This window comes from Murimonas intestini, from assembly GCF_024622195.1.
Classification (GTDB): Bacteria; Bacillota; Clostridia; order Lachnospirales; family Lachnospiraceae; genus Murimonas; species Murimonas intestini.
In genome coordinates this window covers 207,799-232,253 of sequence record NZ_JANKBI010000001.1, presented here as the reverse complement: position 1 = coordinate 232,253, position 24,455 = coordinate 207,799, and the positions used below count along the sequence as shown (strand labels likewise).

23 protein-coding genes are annotated in these 24,455 nt (G+C 43.8%); 22 read left to right on the top strand and 1 reads right to left on the bottom strand.

The window, feature by feature from the left end:
* The first annotated feature begins 30 nt into the window (after positions 1-30).
* The 6 genes from NSB28_RS01145 to NSB28_RS01120 all read left to right on the top strand — a co-directional run bounded on the left by NSB28_RS01145 (position 31) and on the right by NSB28_RS01120 (position 9,692).
* Positions 31-942: an alpha/beta hydrolase gene (locus NSB28_RS01145; protein ID WP_257497373.1), complete on the top strand. Its 912-nt coding sequence runs from the start codon at positions 31-33 to the stop codon at positions 940-942.
* Positions 939-1,976 carry an alpha/beta hydrolase gene (locus NSB28_RS01140; RefSeq protein WP_109624593.1) on the top strand — a complete coding sequence of 346 codons (1,038 nt, stop codon included), beginning with the start codon at positions 939-941 and terminating at the stop codon, positions 1,974-1,976. The genes NSB28_RS01145 and NSB28_RS01140 overlap by 4 nt, the downstream gene beginning before the upstream one ends.
* 18 nt (positions 1,977-1,994) lie before the next feature.
* Positions 1,995-3,491, top strand: coding sequence for an MFS transporter (locus NSB28_RS01135; protein WP_109624594.1), 1,497 nt, complete (start codon positions 1,995-1,997; stop codon positions 3,489-3,491).
* A complete protein-coding gene (locus tag NSB28_RS01130) occupies positions 3,481-4,476 on the top strand; it encodes an alpha/beta hydrolase (RefSeq protein ID WP_257497372.1) in 996 nt (331 codons plus the stop codon). Before NSB28_RS01135 ends, NSB28_RS01130 begins: the two co-directional genes overlap by 11 nt.
* 44 nt (positions 4,477-4,520) lie before the next feature.
* The gene (locus NSB28_RS01125) at positions 4,521-6,977 is read left to right on the top strand and encodes a glycoside hydrolase family 2 protein (RefSeq protein ID WP_109624596.1); all 2,457 of its coding nucleotides are present in this window, start codon (positions 4,521-4,523) and stop codon (positions 6,975-6,977) included.
* A 117-nt stretch (positions 6,978-7,094) separates the two neighbouring features.
* Positions 7,095-9,692 carry a glycosyl hydrolase gene (locus tag NSB28_RS01120; protein ID WP_109624597.1) on the top strand — a complete coding sequence of 866 codons (2,598 nt, stop codon included), beginning with the start codon at positions 7,095-7,097 and terminating at the stop codon, positions 9,690-9,692.
* 484 nt (positions 9,693-10,176) lie between these two features.
* Here the strand turns inward: NSB28_RS01120 and NSB28_RS01115 are convergent, their stop codons facing one another.
* Positions 10,177-11,280, bottom strand: coding sequence for a DNA alkylation repair protein (locus NSB28_RS01115; RefSeq protein WP_109624598.1), 1,104 nt, complete (start codon positions 11,278-11,280; stop codon positions 10,177-10,179).
* A 251-nt stretch (positions 11,281-11,531) separates the two neighbouring features.
* Here NSB28_RS01115 and NSB28_RS01110 point away from each other — a divergent pair, with 251 nt between their 5' ends.
* The 16 genes from NSB28_RS01110 (at position 11,532) to NSB28_RS01040 (ending at position 24,427) form a co-directional block, all read left to right on the top strand.
* The gene (locus tag NSB28_RS01110; protein ID WP_109624599.1) at positions 11,532-12,356 is read left to right on the top strand and encodes a nitroreductase family protein; all 825 of its coding nucleotides are present in this window, start codon (positions 11,532-11,534) and stop codon (positions 12,354-12,356) included.
* 284 nt (positions 12,357-12,640) lie between these two features.
* Entirely contained in the window at positions 12,641-13,306 is a 666-nt protein-coding gene (locus NSB28_RS01105; protein ID WP_109624601.1) for a response regulator transcription factor, read from the top strand.
* Entirely contained in the window at positions 13,303-14,718 is a 1,416-nt protein-coding gene (locus NSB28_RS01100) for a HAMP domain-containing sensor histidine kinase (RefSeq protein WP_109624602.1), read from the top strand. Before NSB28_RS01105 ends, NSB28_RS01100 begins: the two co-directional genes overlap by 4 nt.
* Positions 14,719-14,827: 109 nt before the next feature.
* A complete protein-coding gene (locus NSB28_RS01095) occupies positions 14,828-16,060 on the top strand; it encodes an ABC transporter permease (protein ID WP_109624603.1) in 1,233 nt (410 codons plus the stop codon).
* Positions 16,061-16,071: 11 nt separating this feature from the next.
* Positions 16,072-17,463 carry an ABC transporter permease gene (locus NSB28_RS01090; protein ID WP_109624604.1) on the top strand — a complete coding sequence of 464 codons (1,392 nt, stop codon included), beginning with the start codon at positions 16,072-16,074 and terminating at the stop codon, positions 17,461-17,463.
* 13 nt (positions 17,464-17,476) lie between these two features.
* The gene (locus NSB28_RS01085) at positions 17,477-18,148 is read left to right on the top strand and encodes an ATP-binding cassette domain-containing protein (protein ID WP_109624605.1); all 672 of its coding nucleotides are present in this window, start codon (positions 17,477-17,479) and stop codon (positions 18,146-18,148) included.
* A 356-nt stretch (positions 18,149-18,504) separates the two neighbouring features.
* Positions 18,505-18,681: a Type 1 glutamine amidotransferase-like domain-containing protein gene (locus NSB28_RS25055; protein WP_416388931.1), complete on the top strand. Its 177-nt coding sequence runs from the start codon at positions 18,505-18,507 to the stop codon at positions 18,679-18,681.
* A gap of 478 nt (positions 18,682-19,159) precedes the next feature.
* Positions 19,160-20,017 (top strand): AraC family transcriptional regulator, encoded by an 858-nt coding sequence (locus tag NSB28_RS01080; RefSeq protein ID WP_109624606.1) that lies wholly within the window; start codon positions 19,160-19,162, stop codon positions 20,015-20,017.
* A gap of 32 nt (positions 20,018-20,049) precedes the next feature.
* On the top strand, positions 20,050-20,550 hold the full coding sequence (locus NSB28_RS01075; RefSeq protein ID WP_109624607.1) for a GyrI-like domain-containing protein: 501 nt from the start codon (positions 20,050-20,052) through the stop codon (positions 20,548-20,550).
* 16 nt (positions 20,551-20,566) lie between these two features.
* Positions 20,567-21,055: a hypothetical protein gene (locus tag NSB28_RS01070; RefSeq protein WP_109624608.1), complete on the top strand. Its 489-nt coding sequence runs from the start codon at positions 20,567-20,569 to the stop codon at positions 21,053-21,055.
* A gap of 426 nt (positions 21,056-21,481) precedes the next feature.
* On the top strand, positions 21,482-21,646 hold the full coding sequence (locus NSB28_RS01065) for a DUF6440 family protein (RefSeq protein ID WP_109624822.1): 165 nt from the start codon (positions 21,482-21,484) through the stop codon (positions 21,644-21,646).
* A 24-nt stretch (positions 21,647-21,670) separates the two neighbouring features.
* The gene (locus tag NSB28_RS01060; RefSeq protein WP_109624610.1) at positions 21,671-22,465 is read left to right on the top strand and encodes an MBL fold metallo-hydrolase; all 795 of its coding nucleotides are present in this window, start codon (positions 21,671-21,673) and stop codon (positions 22,463-22,465) included.
* Between the two features lie 44 nt (positions 22,466-22,509).
* A complete protein-coding gene (locus NSB28_RS01055; RefSeq protein ID WP_330665322.1) occupies positions 22,510-22,683 on the top strand; it encodes a pyridoxamine 5'-phosphate oxidase family protein in 174 nt (57 codons plus the stop codon).
* A gap of 26 nt (positions 22,684-22,709) precedes the next feature.
* The gene (locus NSB28_RS01050) at positions 22,710-23,327 is read left to right on the top strand and encodes a DJ-1/PfpI family protein (RefSeq protein WP_109624611.1); all 618 of its coding nucleotides are present in this window, start codon (positions 22,710-22,712) and stop codon (positions 23,325-23,327) included.
* Positions 23,328-23,954 (top strand): DUF1905 domain-containing protein, encoded by a 627-nt coding sequence (locus NSB28_RS01045; RefSeq protein WP_109624612.1) that lies wholly within the window; start codon positions 23,328-23,330, stop codon positions 23,952-23,954.
* A gap of 59 nt (positions 23,955-24,013) precedes the next feature.
* Positions 24,014-24,427, top strand: a complete 414-nt coding sequence (locus NSB28_RS01040) for a hypothetical protein (protein ID WP_257497371.1) — start codon at positions 24,014-24,016, stop codon at positions 24,425-24,427.
* Positions 24,428-24,455: the final 28 nt, after the last annotated feature.

Genomic DNA, 24,455 nt, shown 5'->3' with positions numbered 1-24,455 from the left:
ACGAATATAATAAGACGGAGGAATACGAAAGTGAAAATTGGAAGGATTGAAGTGGCGGACAAAAAGACCGGTGTGGGGATAGCTTCCCTTGCAAAAATGAGAGCCAGTTATGCAGAAAGAACATCTGTGGGGGAGCGGTTTTCGGTGCCGCGCGGAGACAGTAAAGAGAATGTCCCCGTGCTGATCTACAGACCTGAGAAAAAGAACGCAGAAAAGCTGCCGGTGTTCTTTAATATGCACGGCGGAGCATGGGTCGCCGGCGATGCCATGATGATGGAAAGCTTTTGCCAGCTTCTTGCAGAGAGTGTACCGGCAGTCGTTGTCAATATCAATTATCATAAGGCAGATGTGATTCCCCTTCCGGAAATGTCGGCGGAAGCCTGTGATTGTGTCAGATATTTTGCCGGACATGCCAAAGAATACGGAATTGACAACAGCAGAATGGCGATTGGCGGACACAGCGCCGGAGCGAATATCGCGGCAGGGACAGTACTTCGATTAAAGGAATGCGGGATTGATATGAAACTACAGATTCTCGTATATCCCTGTGTCGATCTTCGTCCTGAGGCAAATTGCGGATGGATGAACATGGTTATCAGCAGTGTCGTACCGGAAGGACATCTGGAAGAGTGCCATATCTCACCGATGGCGGCGGAGGATGAGCAGATAAAAGCACTTTGTCCGGCTGTTATCGTGGCATGCGGCAGGGATGATTTAAAACCTCATGCGTTTAATTATGCGAAACGGCTGATTGACAATGGAGTAAATGTATATTTCAGAGAATACGAACATGCGGAGCATGGATTTTTAGAAGTAAACCGGCCGGACTACGAGCCATCCACAGACGGACGTATCAATGCGGAACAAGGCGCTTATGCAAGAGATTGCGAGCAGTGGCTTATAAAGGTTTTAAAAAGTGAACTTTTGGAGGAAGTAAAATGACCATAAATACTGAGAAAATCATCCTGAATCAAGAACGAAATGTTACGCTTTCCGCTATGGTACAGACAGTAGGCGGAGCGTGGGGATTTACAGAACGTCCGGCCGTTATGGTCATTCCGGGCGGCGGTTATGCCATGTGTTCTGACGGGGAAGCGGAAATCGTAGCATATCCCTATCTGGCAGCCGGATTTCATGCGTTCGTTCTGCGCTATTCCGTAGGAGAGCACAGAGCATGGCCGAATCCTCTGGATGACTATGAGCAGGCGATGGAGTATATTGAAACTCATGCAGAAGAGTGGGGCGTACTCACAGACAAGATCGCTGTTATCGGATTTTCCGCAGGAGGTCACCTGGCGGCATGTGCCGCAACGATGGCGAAGCATCGTCCGGCTGCTGCAATCCTTGGATACGCCGCGCTGAAGCAGGAGATTACGGATGCATGTCAGCCGGGTGGAATCGCGCCTGCTCCAATAGATCATGTCGATGCAGAGACTCCGCCTTGCTTTTTGACAGCTTGCCGAGATGACAGTGTGGTTCCGATTTCTAACACAGTGGATTTCATGACGGCGCTGGATAAATATTCCATCACCTATGAGTGCCACATCTATCCATTTGGTGAACACGGTTTTTCAACCGGAGAAGTGTCAGACATCGGACTGGGACAGGGCTGCAGCCGGATCCCTCAGTGGGTTCCGAATTCCGTCGGGTTTCTCTGGGATATCTTCGGACGGCTTACTCCGAAAGGAATGGGAGCCCCTGCTTGTCAGACCAAGATAAATGGAGACGCTGAACCGGTTCTGTCAGTGAGGTGTTCGATCCGCCATCTCAGGAAGTTTGTTACAGAGGTCAAGGAGCTTACTCCCGTACTCAATGCTATTGACGCTTATTCCAGCGGCATCTTTAAAGAGTCTGGGAAAGTGATAGCAGATCAATTTAATTTGGGATTTCTTATGGAGGCGCTTGGCAGGACAAAGGAAGAGATTGAAGATTTAGACAAGCTGCTCAGACAAGTTCCAAATCAAATAGATAAATAACAAGCGAGAAAGGAGATTATGATGAAAAAATTATTTGGGAAAAAAGAAATCAATATGGCGTCAGATGCAAAGGTAGGATGGGGCGAGCATCTCGCCTATGGCGTCGGAAATGCAGCAAACGACGTATCCGGAACTATGATCGGAAACTACATTTTAATCTATTATACGATGGTTCTGGGGATGGATGTGCTGCTTGCCACCAGTGTACTGGCTGCATCCAGAATGATGGATGGATTATCTGATCTGATCATGGGACGCATTATTGACCGCACGCAGACCAAGATTGGAAAAGCGAAACCATGGTATTTTCGATTCATTCTGCCTACGGTGATCTCCATGCTTCTCGTCTTTAATGTGCCTCATAGCATCGGGATGGCAGGTCAGGTGATTTATATGTTTCTCACCTATAATTTGGTGACAACAATCTGCGGTACAGCCCTTGGGATTTCCTTTACGTCATTAAATGGTCTGATGACTACTAACCAGAGCTCAAGAGGAAGAAACGGCGTTGTGGCAAGAATATTCAGTCTGGCAACTGGTATTTTTACCAGCAACACGATTTTCCGTTTTGCAAGGTTCTTTGGCGGCGGAGATGAATATAGTCAGAAAGGATGGAGTATGGCTATGATTGTTTACGCGGTTATCTTTGTCTGCCTGACATTGATTCATCACTTTTTTACACATGAACGTGTAAATCAGGTGAGAAATGAAAATGAGATCGCAGATAAAACACTCCGCTCCGTGACAGGGGAGAAAATTAGCGCGGGTAAATCACTGCTGTCTCTTATTAAAAATAAATTCTGGGTAACTACTTTGGTTGTGTGCGTATTTATTTCCGTATTACTGACGATAAATATTACTATGGCGGTATATTTTTCTCAGTATATTATGAATGATCTGGATGCTCAGGGCATAATTGTATCTCTTATAAGTCTGACGGCGATTCCTGGTACGCTTATCAGTCTTCCCCTTATGACCAGACTGGGAAAACGAAACGTTATACTTGTAGGGCTGGGAATAAACCTGATCGGCTGCCTGTTGCCTGTGTTCTCAATGAATACTATGGTTATCTACATGGGCAGTATTATTAAAGGTTTAGGATACGGAATTACAGCAGGTCCCACGGGCAGTATTATCCAGGATACGCTTACTTACGGTGAGTGGAAGAACGGCTTCAGTAATATGGGGATGGGTAACGCGGCAAATTCTTTTGCTATGAAAGCGAGCGGAAGTCTTGGGACGATTATTGTTGGTTTTATGCTCAGCATATCGGGCTTTGTGGAGCAGTCACTGGTTCAGTCTCAGCAAACGTTGAATATGATTAGCTTCGGATATATCTGGATGCCGGCGCTTATGGCGATTACCTGCATTATTATAATGCTGTTTTATACCTTGGATAAGATTTATCCACAAATTGAGGCAGATCTGAAAGAGGGAAAATATGCTCCCGGTGTTCAAAAGGAAGCCGCTGTAACTGCGGATGAGGAAAAAGGTGACAAACATTATGAAAACTAAATTTGATCGAAGAGCAAGATTTATCCAGAATACAGCCTGTAGGAAGTATTTTAAGCGCAAACCGAATTCTTTTGACGCACAGTCGGAAGCCGTGGATATTGTAAGAGAGGATGGCGTGCGTGTGATTACGGATATTCCTTATGGAACGAAGTACCCGAATAGTTTTTTGGATATTTATCTCCCGAAGAAAGAATGGATGGAGAGCGCAGGAGAAAACGGAGTACCTGTGTTCGTCTACTTTCACGGCGGCGGATTCCTTTTTGGGAACCGCCGCATGGGAGATCCGCTGACTAAGGACCCCACCGGCATGAGGGAATGGTTCGGATATTTTTTAGACAAAGGGATCGGAGTAGTCAGTGCAAGCTACGCCTTTGCTCCGGAATACAGATTCCCTGTTCAGATTGAACAGGTAGATCAGGTATTGGGATTTTTAGGCGGGCATGGGAAAGAGTATGGATTGGATTCTGACCAGATGCTACTGGGAGGCGGAAGTGCTGGGGCGGACATGACTGAAATATATGGACTGGTGATTTCCGACAGTTCCTATGCTGCCCAATTTCCTTTTGTACCGACAGTCCGGCGTGAGCAGATAAAAGGTCTTATTATCGATGAAGCTGCCCTGTGCTTTCATACATTTAAAAACCCAAAGGGGATGGATACGATGTTGGGATGCTGGGTGGGAGAGGAAGATTTCCTACATGGTCCGAATTCCATCCTCTGTGATGTGCCGGAACATATTGCGGACAGTTATATTCCGACTTTTGTTACCGGAAGCACTGCGGATCATTTCTTTATCCAGTCTGCTTTGAAATTGAAAGTCAAATTGGACGAGATTGGCGTTCGATGTGATCTGTATTATCCGCCCCTTTCCATGGGGGAGTTTGGTCATGGCTTTCTTTCTCAGGCTGAAACTACGGCAGGCAAAGCAGGAAATGAAAAGATGATAAGATTTATAGATGCCGTGTTAGGAAAGTTAGGAAAATAGGTTGAACTATCCAATATATTCGGCGGATAAGGAGGAATTATATCATGCTTAGAGAAAATTTTAATGATAACTGGAAGGTCTGCAGGAGTGTTGCCGCTCTGGACGCGCTTTTTTATCCGGAGAAAGTGCAGGAACCTCAGTCCGTGACACTGCCACATGACGCCATGATATGCTCAGGGCGGAGTCCGGAATATCCAACGGCAGGAGGAGGCGCCTTTTTTAAAGCAGAAAATCTGGAATATACCAAAACTTTCTTTGTCCCGAAAGAAGATCAGGGCAAAGTCATCTATCTGGAATTCGAGGGCGTGATGCAGTATGCATTCGTCTGGGTAAACGGAGGATTCGCGGGGCAGCACCCCTATGCCTATTCAAATTTTTATGTGAACATCACAGATTTTCTCCGTTTTGGAGAAGAGAATACGGTCAAAGTAATCGCCAAAAATGGAGCACAGCCTAATTCCAGATGGTATTCCGGCGGCGGGATCTACCGCAATGTGAAAATTATAAAGGGAGAACCTCTGCATATCTCCATGGATGGAGTGATGATATCTACCCCGATTGCTGAATCCGATCGGGCAGTTGTGGAGGTTCGGACAAAGATAGAAAATGAGAATCTCGGATTTCGATGCGGATGGCTGAAAACCGTGATCCGGGATGAAGATGGTGCGGAAGTGGCGAAAGAGCGCACGAAATTTCATATTTTTTCTGAGGGAACACTCACGGTACAGCAGCGAATCTATGTAAAGAATCCTAAGCTGTGGAACCTTGACGCCCCGTATCTGTATACCTGTGAGAGCATTCTGGAATCGGAGGAAATCAGAGATAAGACAGCGGTCTCGTTTGGAATCCGTTCGTTGACTCTGGACCCGGAACGGGGACTGCAGCTCAATGGAAGAACAGTCAAACTGAAAGGCGGCTGTATCCATCACGACAATGGGATGTTGGGGGCCGCTGCGTTTGAAGATGCGGAACTGCGCCGGGCAAGGCTGCATAAAAAGGCAGGCTACAATGCCCTGCGCTCCGCCCACTATCCGATGTCGAAAGCAATGCTGGACGCCTGCGACCGGACAGGACTGTTGGTCATGGATGAGTTTACAGATGTATGGACGAGCTGTAAATGTGATTTTGACTACGGTTTCAGCTTTGCTGAGTGGTGGGAGCGGGATGTAGAACAGATGGTGTACAAGGATTATAACCATCCCTGCGTAGTACTGTATTCCATTGGCAACGAGATACCGGAAGCCGGCTCTCCTACAGATGCGTCATGGGGGAGAAAAATCGCGGAAAAAATACGGTCCATCGACAAGACCCGGTATATTACCAATGCGCTCAATCTTCCGGGAGCAATACTGGATGTAGTTGTGCCTATGATGAGAGCGCAGAAACCGGAAAGCGCAGGTGCGAAGAGCGGCGAGATCAATCAGGTATCCAAAGATATGCAGCAGGATATGCGCTCATGGATTTTAAACAGCGATATCCTGCAGGAGCGGATTGAAGAATCCTGCGGCGTGTTGGATGTGATAGGATATAATTATACGACAGAGCGATATGAAAACGAACCGAAACTATCCCCGAACCGGATCGTGGTAGGTTCGGAGACTTCTCCGGCGGCTTTGGCAGAAAACTGGGAACTGGTGGAAAAGCATGGATATCTCATTGGAGATTTCAGCTGGACTTCATGGGATTATCTGGGTGAAGTAGGAATTGGTCATTTCGGATACGAAGATGATAAGATAGACAGATTTTACGGGGATTATCCGTGGATTGCTGCATATAGCGGAGATTTCGATCTGACAGGTTTCAGGCGTCCTATATCTTATTGGAGGGAAATCATATGGGGAGGAAGAAATCATACGCCGTATATCGCGGTACAGCGGCCGGGGCGTTATGGTCAGAAGCCGGCTGACGGCAATCATATCTGGACGGATTCTATCTCTTCATGGACATGGCCCGGATATGAGGGGCATCCGATCATAGCTGAAGTCTATTCGGACGCCGAGGAGGCGGAACTTTTTATCAACGGTATCTCTCAGGGAAGAAAACCTGTCGGAGACGAGTTTAAAAAGTTCTATTGCAAGTGGGATACCGTGTATGAAACAGGCGAAGTCGAGGCGGTAACTTATATCGCAGGGAAAGAGGTTGGACGCTTCCATCTGAAAACGGCCGGTACACCGCGCTTGTGGGTTAAAAAAGAAAGCGAGAGCCTCCGTGCCGGCACGAATGACCTGTGCTTTATTAATATTGAACTGGCCGATGAAAATGGTATCTTGAATACTGCTGTCCAGAAAGATGTTACAGTTTCACTGACAGGGGCAGGCATCCTGCAGGCCAGCGGCTCGGCAGATCCGAGAACCGGGGAAAATTATTATGACACGACTCATAAGACCTTTTATGGACGCGTACTGGCAGTGGTACGTGCAGGAGAGGAAAAGGGAACTGCAAGACTGACTGTATCGGCAGAAGGAATGGACAGTGTCGTTGTAGAGATACCTGTAGTCTGAAAAATAAGACATGCGGAAGGAGATTTTGAAAATGACAAACGACGCAACTTTTGAATTAATGGCAAAAGCGCAGGGAACTTCGGATGCGGATTTGTACTGTTAAAAAGGAGGAGAAGCATGTTAAAAACAATCAATGAGTGTTTAAATGGAATGGAAGAAAACTATATTCTTCCATTTCTATGGCTCCATGGAGAAGACGAAGCCACATTAAGATCCTATATGACAGCAATCCATGAAGCCAATATCAGGGCAGTTTGCTTAGAATCCAGACCTCATCCTGATTTTCTGGGGCCAAAGTGGTGGCAGGATCTTGATATCATTCTGGATGAGGCAAAAAAACGGAATATGAAGGTGTGGATATTGGACGACCAGCATTACCCAACAGGAGCAGCTGCCGGAGCAGTAAAGACAGCACCGGCAGAACTTCACAAACAATATCTTGCCTGTAACAGGACGGATATTTTCGGACCTCAGCGAAGGGTTCGGCTTGATATAGGTAAACTGGCATCGACGCCGCAAAATCCGATCGCACCTCAGCCGCTGGACTATGATGATGATTGTCTGCTGGCAATTGTTGCCGCCCGTCTGGACGGCGGTATAGGCAACGGTCCAGATCATGTGGAAGAGGCAGTCGTCCTGACAGGCAAGATTGAAGAGGGATATCTCATCTGGGACGTGCCGGCGGGAATGTGGAGAGTATTTGCGTTCTATGTTACCCACAACGGCGCATCTCCTGATTCCATCAATCTTGTAGCTCCGGATTCTTGTAAAATACTTTTGGATACGGTATACGAAGCTCATTACGCGCGCTATGCGGATGAATTCGGAAAAACAATCGCCGGATTTTTCTCAGATGAGCCTTTCCTCGGAAATCCTTCTGGAAATGCGCTGGGATGTATCGTAGGAAAAACAAGAATGCCGCTTCCGTGGAGTAAAGAAATGGAAACAGCATTAAAAGAACTCTGGGGAGAAAACTATCCAGTAAATCTTCCCGCACTTTGGGGAGAGATGGGAACCGCAGAGGAAACCGCAGATATCCGGAATACATTTATGAACGCACTTACAGATCTGGTAAAGAAAAGTTTCAGCGAGCAGATCGGAAACTGGTGCAGAGATCACGGTGTGGAATATATCGGTCACATTATCGAAGATAATAATGCTTCCGAAGGATTAGGCGCCAGCGTAGGACATTACTTCCGGGGACTCTGGGGGCAGGATATGGCGGGAATCGACGATATCGGTGCGCAGATTACCGTTGGCGGCGCAAATGTGGAGCATATATCTATTGCCGGTTCCGGAGACGGAGAATTTTATCATCATGTTCTGGGGAAACTCGGTTCGTCCCTGGCGCATATTGACCCTAAGAAGAAGGACCGCTGTGTATGCGAGTGTTTTGGCGCGTATGGCTGGACAGAAGGAACTCAGACCATGAAGTATATTGCGGATCACCTTCTTGCTGACGGTGTGAATCATTTTGTACCTCATGCTTTTTCCGCAAAGGCGTTTCCAGATTTTGACTGTCCGCCCCACTTCTATGCGGGAGGAGAGGATATCCTGTTCCCTGCTTTTGGAAAACTGATGGCGTATATGAACCGTACCGCGCATATTTTGTCTGCTTATCAGCATACTGCCCCTGTTGCCGTCCTCTATCATGCGGAAGCTGCATGGAGCGGACAGCGTTGGATGAAGATGCAGAAGTGTGCACGGATTCTACGGGAACACCAGATTGATTTTGATATTCTTCCATCAGAAGTGTTAGTATTGAAAGACAAGATTTTAACAGTGAATGGAAGGCAGTATAAAGCTCTTGTGATTCCGGGATGCGAATATTTGGGAGAGAAAGCAGCTGCATTCTGTAAAAAGGCAAAAGCAGTTGATTTCCCAGTATATTTTTCGGATTTTGCTCCAAAGAATGTTCAGGGAACGACAGTAGGACTTTTGGATTTGGCAGATATACTAGCCGATATGACAGATGTAACACTTACTCCGTTCCATACGGATATCCGGATTTATCGCGGGATTAAAAAAGGAGAAGGACATGTCTATTTTTTGTTCAATGAGTCTACATGGTCGTCCTTTGAAGGAAGATTAAAAGTCAAAGCTGATGGAAAATGCTATAGATACGATCCTATGGAAAACAGAATCTTCCGACGTAAACTGGCGGGAGGCAGTATACCGGTACGATTAAATCCGATGGAGAGTGCGCTGTTTATAGTGACAGATGCAGAAATAGAGGCAACAGAAGAACTTCCAGAGATGACAGGAACTGCTTTGCTGAACGGAAAATGGACGATTTCCCTTAAAGAAAACGGAGAATTTGTTCCCTATGAGGTTACGGAACGTCTGGACGGTATCATGAAGGACGGATGGTCAGGAACCATCTGTTATGAGTATCAGATTCCGGGGGGAACGCTTCCGGGAGATGCAGACTATATTATGCTAAAGCTCCCGCAAGTCAGAGAGACAGCAGAAGTATGGTGTAATGGGAAATATGTGGGAAATGCGATAGCCGCACCATTTTGTTTTGAACTGACTCATGCATGGAAGAAGGGAAAGAACCTTTTGCGTATTGAAGTGACTTCTACTATGGAACAAAAGGTAAAGGCTGCAAGCGGCGGAAAAGATTGGTTTATATCAATGCAGAAAGTATGGTACGGATATGGCATGAGTGATATTCCTGTGCTGGAGTATTGTAAAAAAGAAGAAAAAGTATAACAAGAATTTTATTAAGACTAAGAAGATGCTATTTCTTTGCAAGAGGGGATAGCATCTTTTAGTTTGTGTGCTGAGCATGGCACTCATCTTGCTGGTGAAAGTCCAGCCACGGGTATTTACCGCCAAGTGTAGTGAACCACAAGTCGGTATCAGTAATGGTATGCATGGAGGAAGTGGTGTAGCAAAGTTCTCGATCCTACGAACAGAAACTTGATAAGGCGATAAGGTGGGTAAGATTGCAAATCAAAGCCCTAATTGTAAACGTAAACCGAAGTTGTAAATCAAGAGGTTGTGGGACGAAAGATTAGTGTCTTACCTCGGGAGACCCTATCACGCGCCGGAAGGTGTGGTCGAAGTATCTAATTCAAGACTGGGCTGGTACAGAAGAAGTGGGATGAATATAGTAAATTTCATAATCAGTAAGGATTTACTTGAAAATAGGATAAAAGACGGAGCAGGATTGCTCAATTCTTTATCCTATTACCTAAGTAATCAGTACTTCAAAATCCAATTTACCTTTTTCAGTGCCATTTACAACAATTGTAAGGGAATGGATTCCCGGGTAATGTTTTCTTGAACTTAAATCTTTAAAAGACAGTGTTTTTACATAGGTTTTTTCTTGATTTTCCATAAATGAAGTTTCAGTTATTTGAAATATTTTTCGGCTTTGCCCACCGTTTGCTTTCACGTAATGAACGCCATACTCTAACCGTACTTTAGCTGCTTTTTTTGCTCTGACTTTAAAGGAAAAGGTCATATCCTCACCGATGGAAACGGATACGGCTCCCAGCGCGAAGTCGTAAACATCCACACAACTGGCATCAGCAACTCCAAAGATAGCCAGCACATCCCTGTTGCCCATTTTTAGAAGTGTTCTGCATCCATGTTTTATGATCCAATCAGTAAACTCGTTTTTCCCATACCAATCTATGGCGGTTTGTACAACAAGGTGAGGATGGGTTTTGGAAATATCATTCAGATTATTGGCCACACTTTTACGGACATACAGCGACGGGTCTGCTTTCAGTTGTTCTAAAATACCAAGCACTAACGTGGGGTCTTTTTTAAAGCTGGGCAGTACTTGGCCCCACGGCAGCGCAGGACGGCAGCCCTCACTGGCAAGCCGCCTGACATGCTCATTGTCATGTTCCGCCCATATGGACATCTGTGCCATCATACGCTTTTCATGGTTTATAATAAATGGCCTTACGGCAAACTCAGCAGTTGAGTATTGGGTATACCTCTCCAATGCAGCAATCGACAAATTCCAATGGCACTCATCCTGCCCATAGACTTCAACAAAATCAGGCAAGTAAATGAAAGCATTGTCATGAAATCCCGCAGGATACCCTGCAACAACCTGGTCAAGGATAGCAAGTGCCTGTTCGTAATCAGAAGGCAAATATTTTCCTAAATTTGTTGAGATTTGCCGCATACGGCCTTTCAGCGCTAATGTATCCCAGGTCTTATCCATAATGTCACTTACAAAATCACTGTCCTGAAACGAAGGATATACAGCCTTAATGCGTAAAGCCAATTCATGAATTGAATTGCCATTATAATATTTGTCTTTCATTAATGCGGGCATTTGCTTTCTCCTTTCATCTGATAAATCTTCTTTACCGAAATCAGACAATCATAATATCTTTTATTTTAATATCCGCTTGTGTAAATGTCAAATAGCTCATTATTCGCCATGATTTCTTAGTATCGGCCAGAACCTGGACAGTGTCGATCCTATTCAAAGAAAAGAACAGACAAAACTATTGTCTGTGTCATATCCTTCTAGAAATGTTTATATGGGTATGATAAGATGATATTTATATAAGGAGGAGTGAAATGGAACGATTTAATGCGCTGATCAAAAAGGACGGTTCAGGCAGACTGACTATCATAGAAATCCCGTTCAATGCAAAAGAGGTATTCCATAAATCCAGGGGAGCCATTTATGTAAGCGGTACAATCAATGGTATCGAATACCGAAGTAAATTGCTTTCCCGCGGCAGCGGAAAATTTGTTATGGTTCTAGATAAAGCGATGCAAAAGTCCATAGGATTTGACGGGCAGGAAATGACTGTGAATATCACGATGGCCTCCGAAGATTTGGAAGCTGTTGCAGGGGAGCCTGATAAAATTGTTGATGTTACATGCGGTCTGGATGTGCTTACTGCCATAAAAACACGGCAAAGCATACGAAAATTCACTGCCAAACCAGTTAGTGAGGATATGGTATCCGCTATTCTTTATGCGGGCATGTGTGCTCCTACGGCAAAAGATAAGCGCCCATACCATTTTATTGTGATAAGAGACAGATGTGTGCTATCCATGCTGGCCCAGCAAAATTCAAATGCCGCTATGTTGGAGTCCTCCGCAGGGGCAATTATAGTTTGCGGCGATAAAAGCAGAGAGGGGATCAAAGAGTTCCTGTATGCAGATTGTGCCGCTGCTGCACAAAACATACTGCTCTGTATTCACGGCTTAGGTCTTGGAGGCGTTTGGTGTGGGGTAGTGCCCAATTCTGATTGGAGAAAGCTGCTCATTGGGCAATTAGCACTCCCCAATAAGCTGGAACCCATTTCCGTGATTGCATTTGGTTGGCCGGATGAAGAAAAGGAATTATGTCCCCGATGGGAAACTGCAAAGGTTCATTATGATAAGTGGTAGCGCATTTACAGAATTGCTGTTGTATGTATTGGAAATGTTTTTGAAAAAGAGATATCCGAACAGGCAGGATGATTTCTATACCAGAGCGAGAATGATCTATGTTATCACCGGTCAAGTTGCTAAAGATATACTTTGTGCTCAAAGCGTATCTCAAAGAGAGGATTATATACAGATTTTCATAAACGAAATCATTCATCTTTCATTTGACCAATAATCAATTCAAAGTGAAATTTCATATTAGCTCCATAATACTGTGATAAAATCCAATCAAAGGAGGTGTACACATGGCTACATTACTGATAGTTGAGGACGATAAGGACACGAATGAGGCAGTATGCGATTACCTGCAGGAAGTGGGGCATCATACAATATCTGCTTTGGATGGGGAAGAGGCGATCCGTCTTTTTTCCTGCCATAAAATTGAGCTTGTTGTTCTGGACATTATGCTGCCTAAGATCAGCGGCCTGGTTGTCTTGAATACCATTCGCAAAAAAGACCAGACACCTGTTCTTATGCTGACGGCAATGGAAGATGAATACACGCAGATCGCAAGCTTTGACGGATTGGCGGACGACTATATAACAAAGCCTTTTTCTTTGGTCATTCTGGGCAAGAGGATAGAGGCCCTGCTGCGCCGGAGCTGCAGGAAAGAAAACGCGGCCATATGGAACTACGGCACACTGAAGGTTAATTTCTCTGCCTACTCCGCTCAGGATTCCAGAGGAGTGATTGAGATCACTGCCAAGGAACTGGAACTGCTCAGGTTTATGGTGGAACACAGGGGGCTGGTGCTGACGCGTACTCAGATTCTGGATGCGGTATGGGGGGAAAGTTCCTATGTCATTGACCGTCTGGTGGATACATATGTTAAAAATCTGCGTAAAAAGCTGAGTTTGGATTGTATCAAAACAATAAAAGGCGTTGGCTATAAACTTGAGGAAGAGAAATGAAAAAGTTAAAAGTATTTCCTAAGACTTTTTTATATACCCTGGGCCTGATGCTGATCATCGTTCTGCTTTCCCATGTGTTAATCTACTTCCTGATGCCGAAGGCATACCATCATCAGAAACAAAAAGCATTAGAAACGGATATTTCTTTGCTGGAGCAGGAAATCACAGAGACAGTGCCGGAGGACAGGCTTTCTGCGGTGACATCCTTTGCCGCCGGGTGGAAAGCAAATATTTCTGTATACTATGAGGGCCTTACCTATGAGGTAAACCTGCTCGGAGAGGAGAGTGACACATTTGACGCCCCGGGCGCCGGTAAGGAAGATACTATTGTCATATTTAGTAAAGATGAGCATGGCTCGAAAATATCCCTGGCTGAAAATGCTAACGGCGGTGCTGACTTTTTTAGGGTCTCACAGAAGTTCTCAGATGGAAAAGGATATGTTCAGGCGGTTGTGTCCCGTCAGCAGATAGAGGAAGCGGTCAGTGCAGTTTTAGCTATACTTCCATTGACTGCTGTGATATGTACTGTAATATCTGCTCTGTTTGCATTTTTTTATTCCAGAATGCTTACCAGGCCTATCTGTCAGATCAGCAGTGCCACGGAAAAAATGCAGCGGTTAGAACCAGAGGCTCATTGCATGAATGAAACACAGGATGAGATTGGTGCGTTGGCGGATAATGTAAATGGCTTATACCATAATCTTCTGACGACGATCCATGAATTAGAGCGGGAGATCAGGAAAGTGGAAGAGGCGGACCAGCAGAAAACAAATTTTCTCCGTGCAGCGTCCCATGAACTGAAAACTCCGGTTACAGCCGTGAATGCCATGCTGGAGAATATGATATTAGGCGTGGGCAGGTATAAAGACAGGGATACATATCTTGCCAGATGTAAGAAGCTGATGGAAGGGCTGGCAGATATGATACGGGATATCCTTGACACAACCAGGCCGCAGTTTTCCGGTGGGCAGGAGCTTATAAAAATTGATCTTGCAAATACCCTCAAAGGTGTTGCAGAGCCGTATGAAATCATAGCAAAGACAAAGGAAATCAAGTTTCACATGCAGCTTGATGAGTCTGTTGTTTTGCAGCTTCCAGGAGGTATGATCGAGAAGGCGCTTTCTAACATTGTAGCAAATGCGGTTTCTTATACAAGAGAAGGGGGTGTCATTTCTATTTATTTAGGGGAGGGCCGGATTATTATAGAAAATGAGTGCGACGCTATATCGCCTGATCATCTTTCCCATATTTTTGAGCCATTTTACCGGACGGACTATGGACGCAGCAGGGCGACAGGCGGAAATGGGCTGGGGTTGTATATTGTGTCGTCTATTCTCAAGTCTCTCGGCATCAAATACAGATTTGTTCCCTCTGAGGTGCTCAATGGGATGTCCTTTCAGATTTTATTCTAGCTTCATATTATTTTAAGCTTCAGATTTCATACTGGCTCCACATACCGCCCATATAGTTTCCATATACAGTTGTTAAGATACCTCCATCACACGATAGGAGGTATTCTTTTTGGACATTTTAAAGCGGGCCATTCTTTTTAGCATACGGAAAAGGGACAAAAGCCTTACCTTGTTTTTATTATTGGCTTTGATTACGTTATTTACCACAGTTGGCTTTTCTGTGCTGACCGCCGCACAGACGGCAGCGGCCAGGCTTCGGGAAACCGTAGGGGCATCCTTTACGCTTCAGGGGAAGCCTGTGGACTTTGATTTCAGCAGAGACGGGGACCATTACAGCACACAGCTCGCTCCTGTATCTCAGCAGATGATTGATGCGATCACAAATAAAAAGGAGATAAAAGGCTATAATGCCTGTCAAACGGCTCCAGTGTATAGCAGTGACTTGTACTTCACATCCGGTGCGTCATACGGGACAATAGCTGCAAATACGGCGACAGAGTGGAACCGTACTTTCAACAACGGAACTCTGACTCTGGATAGGGGGAAGCATCTTGCTGGAGAAGGGCATGGGATGGCTCTGATCAGCCGGGAGCTGGCAAAGGAAAATGATCTGGATGTGGGTGACAGTATCTCTCTTTCTTTATCAAAAGATGATTTCGTTGCAAATGCAGTGACATTACAGATTGCAGGTATCTATGTGAGCGATCCGGATATGGAGTTTGACTTGGACACTATTTTTACAGGACATGATAGTTATTGGGAATTAACCGGGGATACCCCAGGTACTTATTCCGGCAGTGTGGACTTTTTCGTGACTGATCCCGCCAGGCTCGAGCTGGTTATCGAGCAGATCCGGAAAGAGGCATCTGTCAGGTGGGATGACTACATACTGCAGGCAGATGACACGGAATATAAGGGTATAGCCAGTCAGCTGACATCCATGAAACGGCTTACCACACTCTTGATTGTCTCATCGGTTGTTGTCAGTGCGGTTATCCTGTTTCTGATTCTTTCTATGCGGATAAAGAGCCGTATCCATGAGATTGGCATATTGCTTGCGGTTGGGGGGTCAAAAGGCGCAGTCATCATGCAGTTTATGACAGAGGCAATAGTGCTACTGTTTCTGGCAATCCTTGTTTCCTGTCCGATCAGTTATGGGGCAGCAGTGCAGATTGAGACTTTCCTGCAGAACAGGATAGGGGTGATCAGCATAGCTGTTCCTGTCCACAGACTCTTGCTTCAATATGCCGCTGAGACAGCCATTATCTTATTTGGCGTGGCAGCAGCCTCTTATCCCATTATCAAACGGAAACCAAAAGAGATTTTATCCCAAATGAGTTAAGGAGAAAATTTATGAATTTATGGAAACGGGCATTGCTCTATACAATGCGAAAGAAAGGAAAAACCGTGATTCTGTTTCTTGTTTTGTTTGTTATGTCCACCTTTGTCCTCACCGGACTTGCTATCCGGTCAGCAGCCGACCGGTCTGCAGGAGAGCTGCGGAAGTCTGTGGGCGGCAGCATCAAACTGATCCGGGATGAGGAGAAAACCCAGAATTGGACTTATGAACAGGGAATAGGCGGTACGATGGTCGGTTACACTGGTACGCCCATTACGGATAATGAAATAGAGAAGATCATGCAGGTAAAAGGGATAAAAAGCTATAACGGTATAGGATATGGAAGCGTCTATGCACGGGATTTTTCGTTTATTTCAGGGATCCAATTCAGCGCCGGAAGCGATTACAGCAGCCTGCCCTCTGTAACACACTCTGAAGCTTTCAATTATTTTCGGCGAAAGGCTTTTCGGCTAATAAAAGGGCGGCATATCACTCCGGAGGATGACCATGTTGTCTTGATCAGCACTGCTCTTGCAGATAAAAACGGTTTGAAGCTGGACGATTCAATCACAGTCCGATGCGCCAATGATGCAGGGGAATATCCGGATGTGTCACTGAAGATCATTGGGATTTATAAAAGTACGATAGAGGAGGGGAAATTTAATACGACTTCCACAGATAAGAGAAACCGTTTGATCATTGACCACCGGGCTATGAAGGAAATCATGCAGACGGACACCATACAATATGATAATGGTATAGAGTTTTTTGTGGACGACCCAAAGGAAATTGAGAGGATTACGGCGGAAATTCAGAAGCTGGATCTTGACTGGAATTGCTTTAAGCTGACAGTGGATAATTCAGCATATGAAGCAGTCGCGTCTTCTTTGACTGCCATGCAGAGTATGGTAACGGGACTGATCATAGGGATTGGTGTTGTAAGTGCTGGAGTTCTGGTATTGATTGTTCATATGTGGATCAGGCAGAGGGTGCGGGAAACAGGTATCTTACTTTCCCTGGGAGTGGGTAAATTCAGGATCATTTTGCAGCATATTGCTGAGACTATGTTCATTGCTCTGGCTGCATTCGGATTGTCTTACTTTTCCAGCAGCTTGATCGCGCAGGGATCAAGTGACCTGTTGTTCGCACAGGCAGCAGAATCACAGCCGGATATTGAATTTGAGATTCCGGATGATGGGAGAGAGTATATGGATCTCACAGGAGAATTTATTCCATACGATACTTCCGCAATGGTGAGTCCGGACAACATAGAAGTTCAGGTAACACGAAACCATTTGCTTCTGGTATATATGATGGGAATGTGTATCGTCGTGTTTTCTGTCACACTTGCATCCCGATCAGTCGTAAAGATGAAACCCGGAAATATTTTATCCCAAATGAGTTAAGGAGGAGACGAGAATGAGCATTTTACTGGAAGCGAGGAACCTGCAATATGCATATGAGACGAAAAACAATAAGCAGGTACTCCGAAATATCAATGCGCAAATGGAACAGGGCAGGATGTACGCCATCCTGGGACCATCCGGGTGTGGCAAGACTACGCTGCTTTCTCTGCTGGGCGGCCTTGACAGTCCTGCCGGAGGTCAGGTACTGTACCAGGGAATTGATATAGAAAAAACAGGACTCGCAAAGCACCGGCAAAGAAATGTGGCATTTATCTTCCAGAATTACAATCTGATTGATTATCTGACACCCATTGAGAATGTAGCACTGACTTCAAAGCGTCCGGCTCTGCCTGTTTTGGAGAAGCTGGGTCTGACAGCGGAGGAGGCCAGCCGGAATGTGATGAAGCTGTCAGGAGGCCAGCAGCAGCGTGTGGCCATTGCACGGGCTCTGGCCAGTGACGCAAAGGTAATACTTGCGGATGAACCAACTGGTAATCTGGATGAGGATACAGCTTCTGAGATTACTGCTATTCTCAAAGAGGCGGCTCACAGTCTGGGCAAATGCGTTATCGTTGTTACACACTCCAATGATCTGGCAGGACAGGCGGATATTATAATGCGGCTGCGGAAAGGGAACTTACAGATTTTGGATAGTTTTAAGATAAATGGGGAAATTGAAAAATAGTGTTATGGTTCTTTAAAGAAAACGCGATGCTGGAAAATGACAGATTGATATGTTAGTATAGAATCATAATAAAGAAGACAGGGAGGTATTTTCATGTGTATGAGAATAAATGCATAGCAAGGGCTATTGCATACGATGACAAAAGTATCACTTACAATCGTGAAATAGTAGCTCTTGTTAATCTGAAATGATAAAACAGGAAGAGCAGTGTTAAAGTCATGATAACGGGGTGATAAAATGAAGAGAATGTTTTTAGTATCTATGTTTCAAAATGTTTCAGATATTTTGGAAACAGTTGGACTGGATTTGATAAATAAGACTGTAACTTATATACCTACGGCAAGTAGGGCAGAAAAATTGGGTTTTTTCGTCATCCTGATATAGGATATTCTGCAAAAATGGATCGTATAGAAAAAGCTCCTGGTTTAAAAAGTTACGAGGTGTTAAATCTGATTGATTTTTATGTAGTCCCTCATTATAAGAACTGGGAAAGGCGGCAGAGGATATTATCAACACATATTCTGACAGCTTAGAATTGAAAAGTATCTGTGATAACCAGGCAATACTTATAGAAGACAGTAAAGTTCAGATATTAGGTAAACCGTCCAAGAAATAAAGCAGGAGTAAGGAACTGTTATTTATTAGTTTGCCCAATACACAAAAGACTTCGGGATGTTGATTCCGAAGTCTTTTGTTATTTAAGTACGTAATAATATTTGATAAGAAAAACCTGATAGTATGGAAGAACTAATCAGGTTAAAGAGATCTTGTGTAGACAAGCCGGAAATTTTATCGTATTTGCTGGTCAGTGTCAATAGAAAATCGCGCACATTTATGCGGACAAAATAGAGGAATGAGAGAAATAATATGTGGAAACATATTCCTGCTGAAAAGGGTATGAAATGATGATAACATGCCTTTATGCAACCTATCCGAGCGGTGCACAAAAAGAGAGGAAATACTCTTCCTAATAAGATATAATGATACCATTATAATGAAAGGGGCAGAAGCGTGGAGTGGACTGAGAGATTACAGACGATTATTGATTATGTAGAAGATCACCTGCAGCGGAAACAGGAACCGCTTAATCAGCAGGAAGTTTCTGAACTTGCAGAGTGTTCCTTTGATTTTTTCCAAAAGGTATTTTCCTACATGAATGGTACCAGCTTTTCGGAGTATATCCGTTCCAGAAAACTCACTTTAGCGGGATATGATTTAAAGAGCACGGATAAGAGAGTGGTTGAAATCAGTTATCAATATGGATATGATTCCCCTACATCTTTTACAAAGGCGTTCCAGAAATTTCATGGGATGACACCAAAGGAAGCCAGAAGCGGGAATAGAAAGTTAAGGGTAGTGCCGAAGATGCAGATCTCAGTGAAGCAGCAATATTTCTGGAGGCTGGAACAAAAACCGGCTTTTCGTTTAGTTGGAAAGAGTATTCGGTGTGCCAATGGAGAACAGTCTTCAAAAATACCAGAATTTTGGAGTGAATGTCAAAAGGCCGGCACTTTCTCCCAGTTGATTTCGACAGACACAGGAAATCCGAAGGGGTTGTTTGGCCTGTACCGCTATGGGGAAAGCAGTTCAAAGGATATTGAGTATTCTATTATGGTGGCGGCGAACGGAAGGTTGCCTGAAGGATGCAGTGAGGTCAGAATCCCAGAATCCACATGGGCAGTATTTGACTGTCGGGGAGCAGTGCCGCCAGCCATTCAGAGCGGCTGGAAATACCTGCAGGAGGAATGGCTGGTAAGATATCCATTTGAACATGCAGATTGTCCGGAACTGGAATGGTACAGCTTTGGCAACTCATATGAGAGGGATTATCTGAGTCAGATCTGGATACCGGTGGCAAGCCGGATGTAGGAAAGAATATATATAAATAGGAGGACAGGAGCATGGATTTACCATTTCGTATAGAAAAAAGAAACAGCTTTCGTGTTATCGGTTATTCGATACAAACAACAAACCAGAAAGGAGAGGGGAGAAAGGCCATCCCCTTACACTGGACCCATATAAAGGAAGATGGGCTTGAAAAACAATTAATAGAGACAGCTAATCAGGAGTTTCATGGATTATTTGGCATAAATATTTATAACACTGACCCAAAAGATTCCAGAAAATTTGAATATCTCGTTGCGGTTCCAAGCAATAGTGATATTTATGATGGTCTTTCAGAATACACTGTGCCGGCCAGAACCTGGGCAGTGTTCCCATGTACGCAGGAAACCATAGGAAAAACGGAGGCCCAGGCCATCACAAAATGGCTTCCAAAATCGAAATACAGACCGTTAAATAAAGGGTATATTACCGGCAGGATGAAATCTGGGGCACCGGATATAGAATGTTATGGAAAAGACGGGCAGGTTGAAGTATGGATCGCAGTCAAAGAAAAGTAGGGAGGAACTGATTACTATGGATAAGAAGATAGAGTTTCATGATTTTATTGCTACGGTTCCCGCGGAGAATCAGGATTTTGTGAAAGAGATGCATGATAAATTGCTGGAGCATGGATGTAAAATAGAGATTAAGACTGCCAAAAGTGGTTACATGGTTTCTTACATATATAATAAGAAGACAGTCGCCAATTATGTGTTCCGCAGAAAAGGAATGCTTGTTCGGATTTATGGAGTCCATGTGAATGACTATGAAAATATTCTGGAAACACTGCCGGATGAAATGGTTCGCTCCATTCAGAAAGCACCCATATGTAAACGTTTGGCAGATCCGGACGCTTGCAATCCAAAATGCTCAAAGGGGTATGACTTTTGGCTGAAGGGCGAGCACTACCAGAAGTGCCGTAATAGTGCTTTTCTGTTTATGGTCTGTCCAGAAAACAACCCCTCTATCCAGACATTATTATTACACGAAGCAGAAGCATGGGAAAAATCCAATTATGAGTAGAAGGAATAGAAAAACTGATAAATAAATATAATTTGCATGAGGATTTTATCTTTTGCAGATTTCATCCATGCTCCTATAAAAATGAGATGCCCCATTGTTTGTGTCATATCGTTCAAGAAGTGTTTGTATGGGTATGATAAGATGATATTTATAGCAAGAGTAGGAAAGTCCGCCGATGAAAGGGAAATGCCTTGCACCAATACCAAATAGCTTACAGCCAAAAAGACGCTGAAAGGCTAGATGGGTTGTCTGTTCTTCTGGCAAGTCTTTCCGGATTTTACCGGCACCAGCTGAAAATGATGCAAGGATACATTAAGGAACCGGGGAAGAGGCAGGAATATGACGCATATATCAATGGCTGGCTCAAGGACATTGAAACTATGAAACGAATGGTGTGACTGCTTTTTCCAAGTATCAAGTAACTGCATAGAAATTGAAATTCTGCGGGAATTCAATTGGAACGGAAGGGAAAAGATTTTTATTGATAAGGAAACAGAGGTAAACTGTATTTTTGTACAGGCAGGTGTGGGTGGTTTGACACCATTACTTGACGCTGATGGGAAACCAGTAATAACCAGGAGCTGGAATTAAATCTGAATTTGTAAAGGAGATTTTATGAGAATAACTTCATTAGTTGAAAATACGACTAAGTCAGAACTTAAAACAAAACACGGACTTTCCTTATATATTGAAACGAAATCACATAAAATTTTATTTGATTTAGGTTCAGATAACACATTATTTGAAAATGCTATGAAAAGAAATATAGATATTTCAAAAGTGGATACTGTTATTATTTCTCATGGGCATTTTGACCACGGAGGAGCATTGAAAAAGTTTTTAGATATTAATTCTCTGGCAAATATCTATGTGCAAAAAGAAGCCTTTGAACCACATTACAGTAAAACCTTATTTCTTAAAATACCAGTTGGAATTGATAGTACGCTTAAATCTAATAGGCAAATCAAACTATTAAATGGTAATTATAAAATTGATGAAGAATTATCGTTGTTTACAGTAAGTAAAACAAATAAATTTTATTCCCCTGCCAATAATGCTCTTTATGATAAAAAGGGCAAAGATACTTTTGTACACGAACAAAACTTGATTATTTCAGAAAACAAAGTAGTAGTTATTATGGGGTGTGGGCATGCTGGTGTTGTAAATATCATGGAAGAAGCAAAGAAGTATCAACCACATTTTTGTATTGGTGGTTTTCATTTGTTCAACCCACTTACAAAGAAAACAGTATCAAAAGAATTGTTAAACAGTATTGCTATGGAATTACAAAAGTATAAAGATATTGAATTTTATACTTGTCATTGCACTGGTGAAAAGGCATATCATTATCTATCTCAACAAATGGATAATATGAATTATATATCTTGCGGTAATGTTATCGAAATCTAAGTATATATTTAATCAAATTTGAATTTATTACTGTGGCCGGCTGTATGGAAATGTTGGATGATGCCACCAGAAAGGAAATGATATCGCGAGAAGGTGACACCATGTATTTTTCTGATGGGGTTGATCCGGATTACTGTGTTCTTAAATTTGATGCGGAGAGTGGGCGTTATAACACGAACTTCTATTCTGAATCCTTTGGAGTTGGTGGAGATGAATGAACTGAAAATAATTAGGAGAAAACGATATGAAAAAATGTATTTTGTTTGTAATCTTGGAGCAGTATGCGGACTGGGAAGCAGCGTATCTATCCTCCGCTCTCTATATGTTAGGATGCGGAAAGTATGAAGTTAAAACAGTATCTTTGACCAGGGAACCTGTTTCTTCCATTGGCGGTTTTTGTGTATTGCCTGATTTTGATATTGCTTCCACTCCAGCCGATTATGAGGCATTGATTTTAATTGGCGGAATGTCCTGGAGAAATGACGAAGCACGGAAAGTCAAACCACTTGTGGATGAATGTCTGGCGGCCGGGAGGGTTTTGGGCGGTATCTGCGATGCTTCGGCATTTCTTGGAACCGTGGGCGCTTTGAACGAAGTCTTCCACACAAGCAACGATTTGAACGACCTGAGGCAATGGGCTGGTAAAGCATATACAGGAGAAAAGAACTATATTATGAGGCAGGCTGTAAGTGACCGGAATATCATCACGGCAAACGGCACGGCTCCTTTGGAATTTGCCAAAGAAGTAATGCTCGTATTAAAGGCGGCATCGGAAAAAGCCATTACAGAATGGTTTGAGCTTCATAAACTTGGATATTATAATGTGGCGCTGCCACAGGCTGCAGCCAGTTGGAATGATTGACTGTCTGATTATACATGGAGAAGTAAAAAGGACGGTTCAGGCAGGCTGACTATCGTTGAAATCCCATTCAATGCAAAAGAGGTATTTCATAAACCCAAGGGATCCGTTTATGTAAGTGGTACAATCAATGGCATCGAATACCGAAGTAAATTGCTGTCCCGCGGCAGCGGAAAATTTGTTATGGTTTCAGATAAAGCGATGCAAAAGTCCATAGGATTTGACGGGCAGGAAATGACTGCGAATATCACGATGGCCTCCGAAGATTTGGAAGCTGTTACAGGGGAGCCTGATAAAATTGCTGATGTTAAATGCGGCCTGGATGTGCTTACCGCCATAAAAACACGGCAAAGCATACGAAACCATTTTATTGTGATAAGAGACAGATGTGTGCTATCCATGCTGGCCCAGCAAAATTCAAATGCCGCTATGTTGGAGTTCTCCGCAGGAGCAATTATAGTTTGCGGTGATAAAAACAGGGAAGGGATCGAAGAGTTCCTGTATGCAGATTGTGCCGCCGCTGCACAAAACATACTGCTCTGTATTCACGGCTTAGGTCTTGGAGGCGTTTGGTGTGGGGTAGTGCCCAATTCTGATTGGCGAAAGCTGCCGGCGTTCGGTTCTAAATGAAGAGAAGAAGGGTTTGGCGGTATCTGCGGACTTTATATGGACACATTTCCCAATGGAAGATGGAAAATCCTGAGGCCGATAATAATGTTCTTGGCTCTTTCGTCATTTACATACCTCGGAAAGAATTTGAAAAAATTGAAACAACAGGGGAATTTGGTCAAATTCATTTTGAAACATTAAATTCAGATGTGTTAGTACACGCCAACAAATCAGTTTTAGTTCTTGATCTGGATGCTGATCAATTGGAACACAATATTACACTCGAGGGTTCCGAAGCAAATGCATTTCGAGAGGTCTCTGTTTATTTCGATAAATTACCGGATAATGTCAGAATGGATATAAACACGGTTCAAGACGGTATAGTAAATGATCCGCAGAACATACTTAAACACAACAGGTTTGAATCAGGATTAGTGAAACCTGTCATAAGTATCAATAATACAAAAGATATAAATATTTACGTAGAAGAATGAAATTGTCTATTGATTTGAAAAATCGAAA

Bases quoted from the DNA above. Each gene is read 5' to 3' on its own strand.
- NSB28_RS01140 (WP_109624593.1), top strand. From the start codon at position 939: ATGACCATAAATACTGAGAAAATCATCCTGAATCAAGAACGAAATGTT.
- NSB28_RS01135 (WP_109624594.1), top strand. From the start codon at position 1,995: ATGATGAAAAAATTATTTGGGAAAAAAGAAATCAATATGGCGTCAGAT.
- NSB28_RS01130 (WP_257497372.1), top strand. From the start codon at position 3,481: ATGAAAACTAAATTTGATCGAAGAGCAAGATTTATCCAGAATACAGCC.
- NSB28_RS01125 (WP_109624596.1), top strand. From the start codon at position 4,521: ATGCTTAGAGAAAATTTTAATGATAACTGGAAGGTCTGCAGGAGTGTT.
- NSB28_RS01120 (WP_109624597.1), top strand. From the start codon at position 7,095: ATGTTAAAAACAATCAATGAGTGTTTAAATGGAATGGAAGAAAACTAT.
- NSB28_RS01115 (WP_109624598.1), bottom strand. From the start codon at position 11,280: ATGCCCGCATTAATGAAAGACAAATATTATAATGGCAATTCAATTCAT.
- NSB28_RS01110 (WP_109624599.1), top strand. From the start codon at position 11,532: ATGGAACGATTTAATGCGCTGATCAAAAAGGACGGTTCAGGCAGACTG.
- NSB28_RS01105 (WP_109624601.1), top strand. From the start codon at position 12,641: ATGGCTACATTACTGATAGTTGAGGACGATAAGGACACGAATGAGGCA.
- NSB28_RS01100 (WP_109624602.1), top strand. From the start codon at position 13,303: ATGAAAAAGTTAAAAGTATTTCCTAAGACTTTTTTATATACCCTGGGC.
- NSB28_RS01090 (WP_109624604.1), top strand. From the start codon at position 16,072: ATGAATTTATGGAAACGGGCATTGCTCTATACAATGCGAAAGAAAGGA.
- NSB28_RS01085 (WP_109624605.1), top strand. From the start codon at position 17,477: ATGAGCATTTTACTGGAAGCGAGGAACCTGCAATATGCATATGAGACG.
- NSB28_RS01075 (WP_109624607.1), top strand. From the start codon at position 20,050: ATGGATTTACCATTTCGTATAGAAAAAAGAAACAGCTTTCGTGTTATC.
- NSB28_RS01070 (WP_109624608.1), top strand. From the start codon at position 20,567: ATGGATAAGAAGATAGAGTTTCATGATTTTATTGCTACGGTTCCCGCG.
- NSB28_RS01060 (WP_109624610.1), top strand. From the start codon at position 21,671: ATGAGAATAACTTCATTAGTTGAAAATACGACTAAGTCAGAACTTAAA.
- NSB28_RS01055 (WP_330665322.1), top strand. From the start codon at position 22,510: ATGGAAATGTTGGATGATGCCACCAGAAAGGAAATGATATCGCGAGAA.
- NSB28_RS01050 (WP_109624611.1), top strand. From the start codon at position 22,710: ATGAAAAAATGTATTTTGTTTGTAATCTTGGAGCAGTATGCGGACTGG.
- NSB28_RS01040 (WP_257497371.1), top strand. From the start codon at position 24,014: ATGGAAAATCCTGAGGCCGATAATAATGTTCTTGGCTCTTTCGTCATT.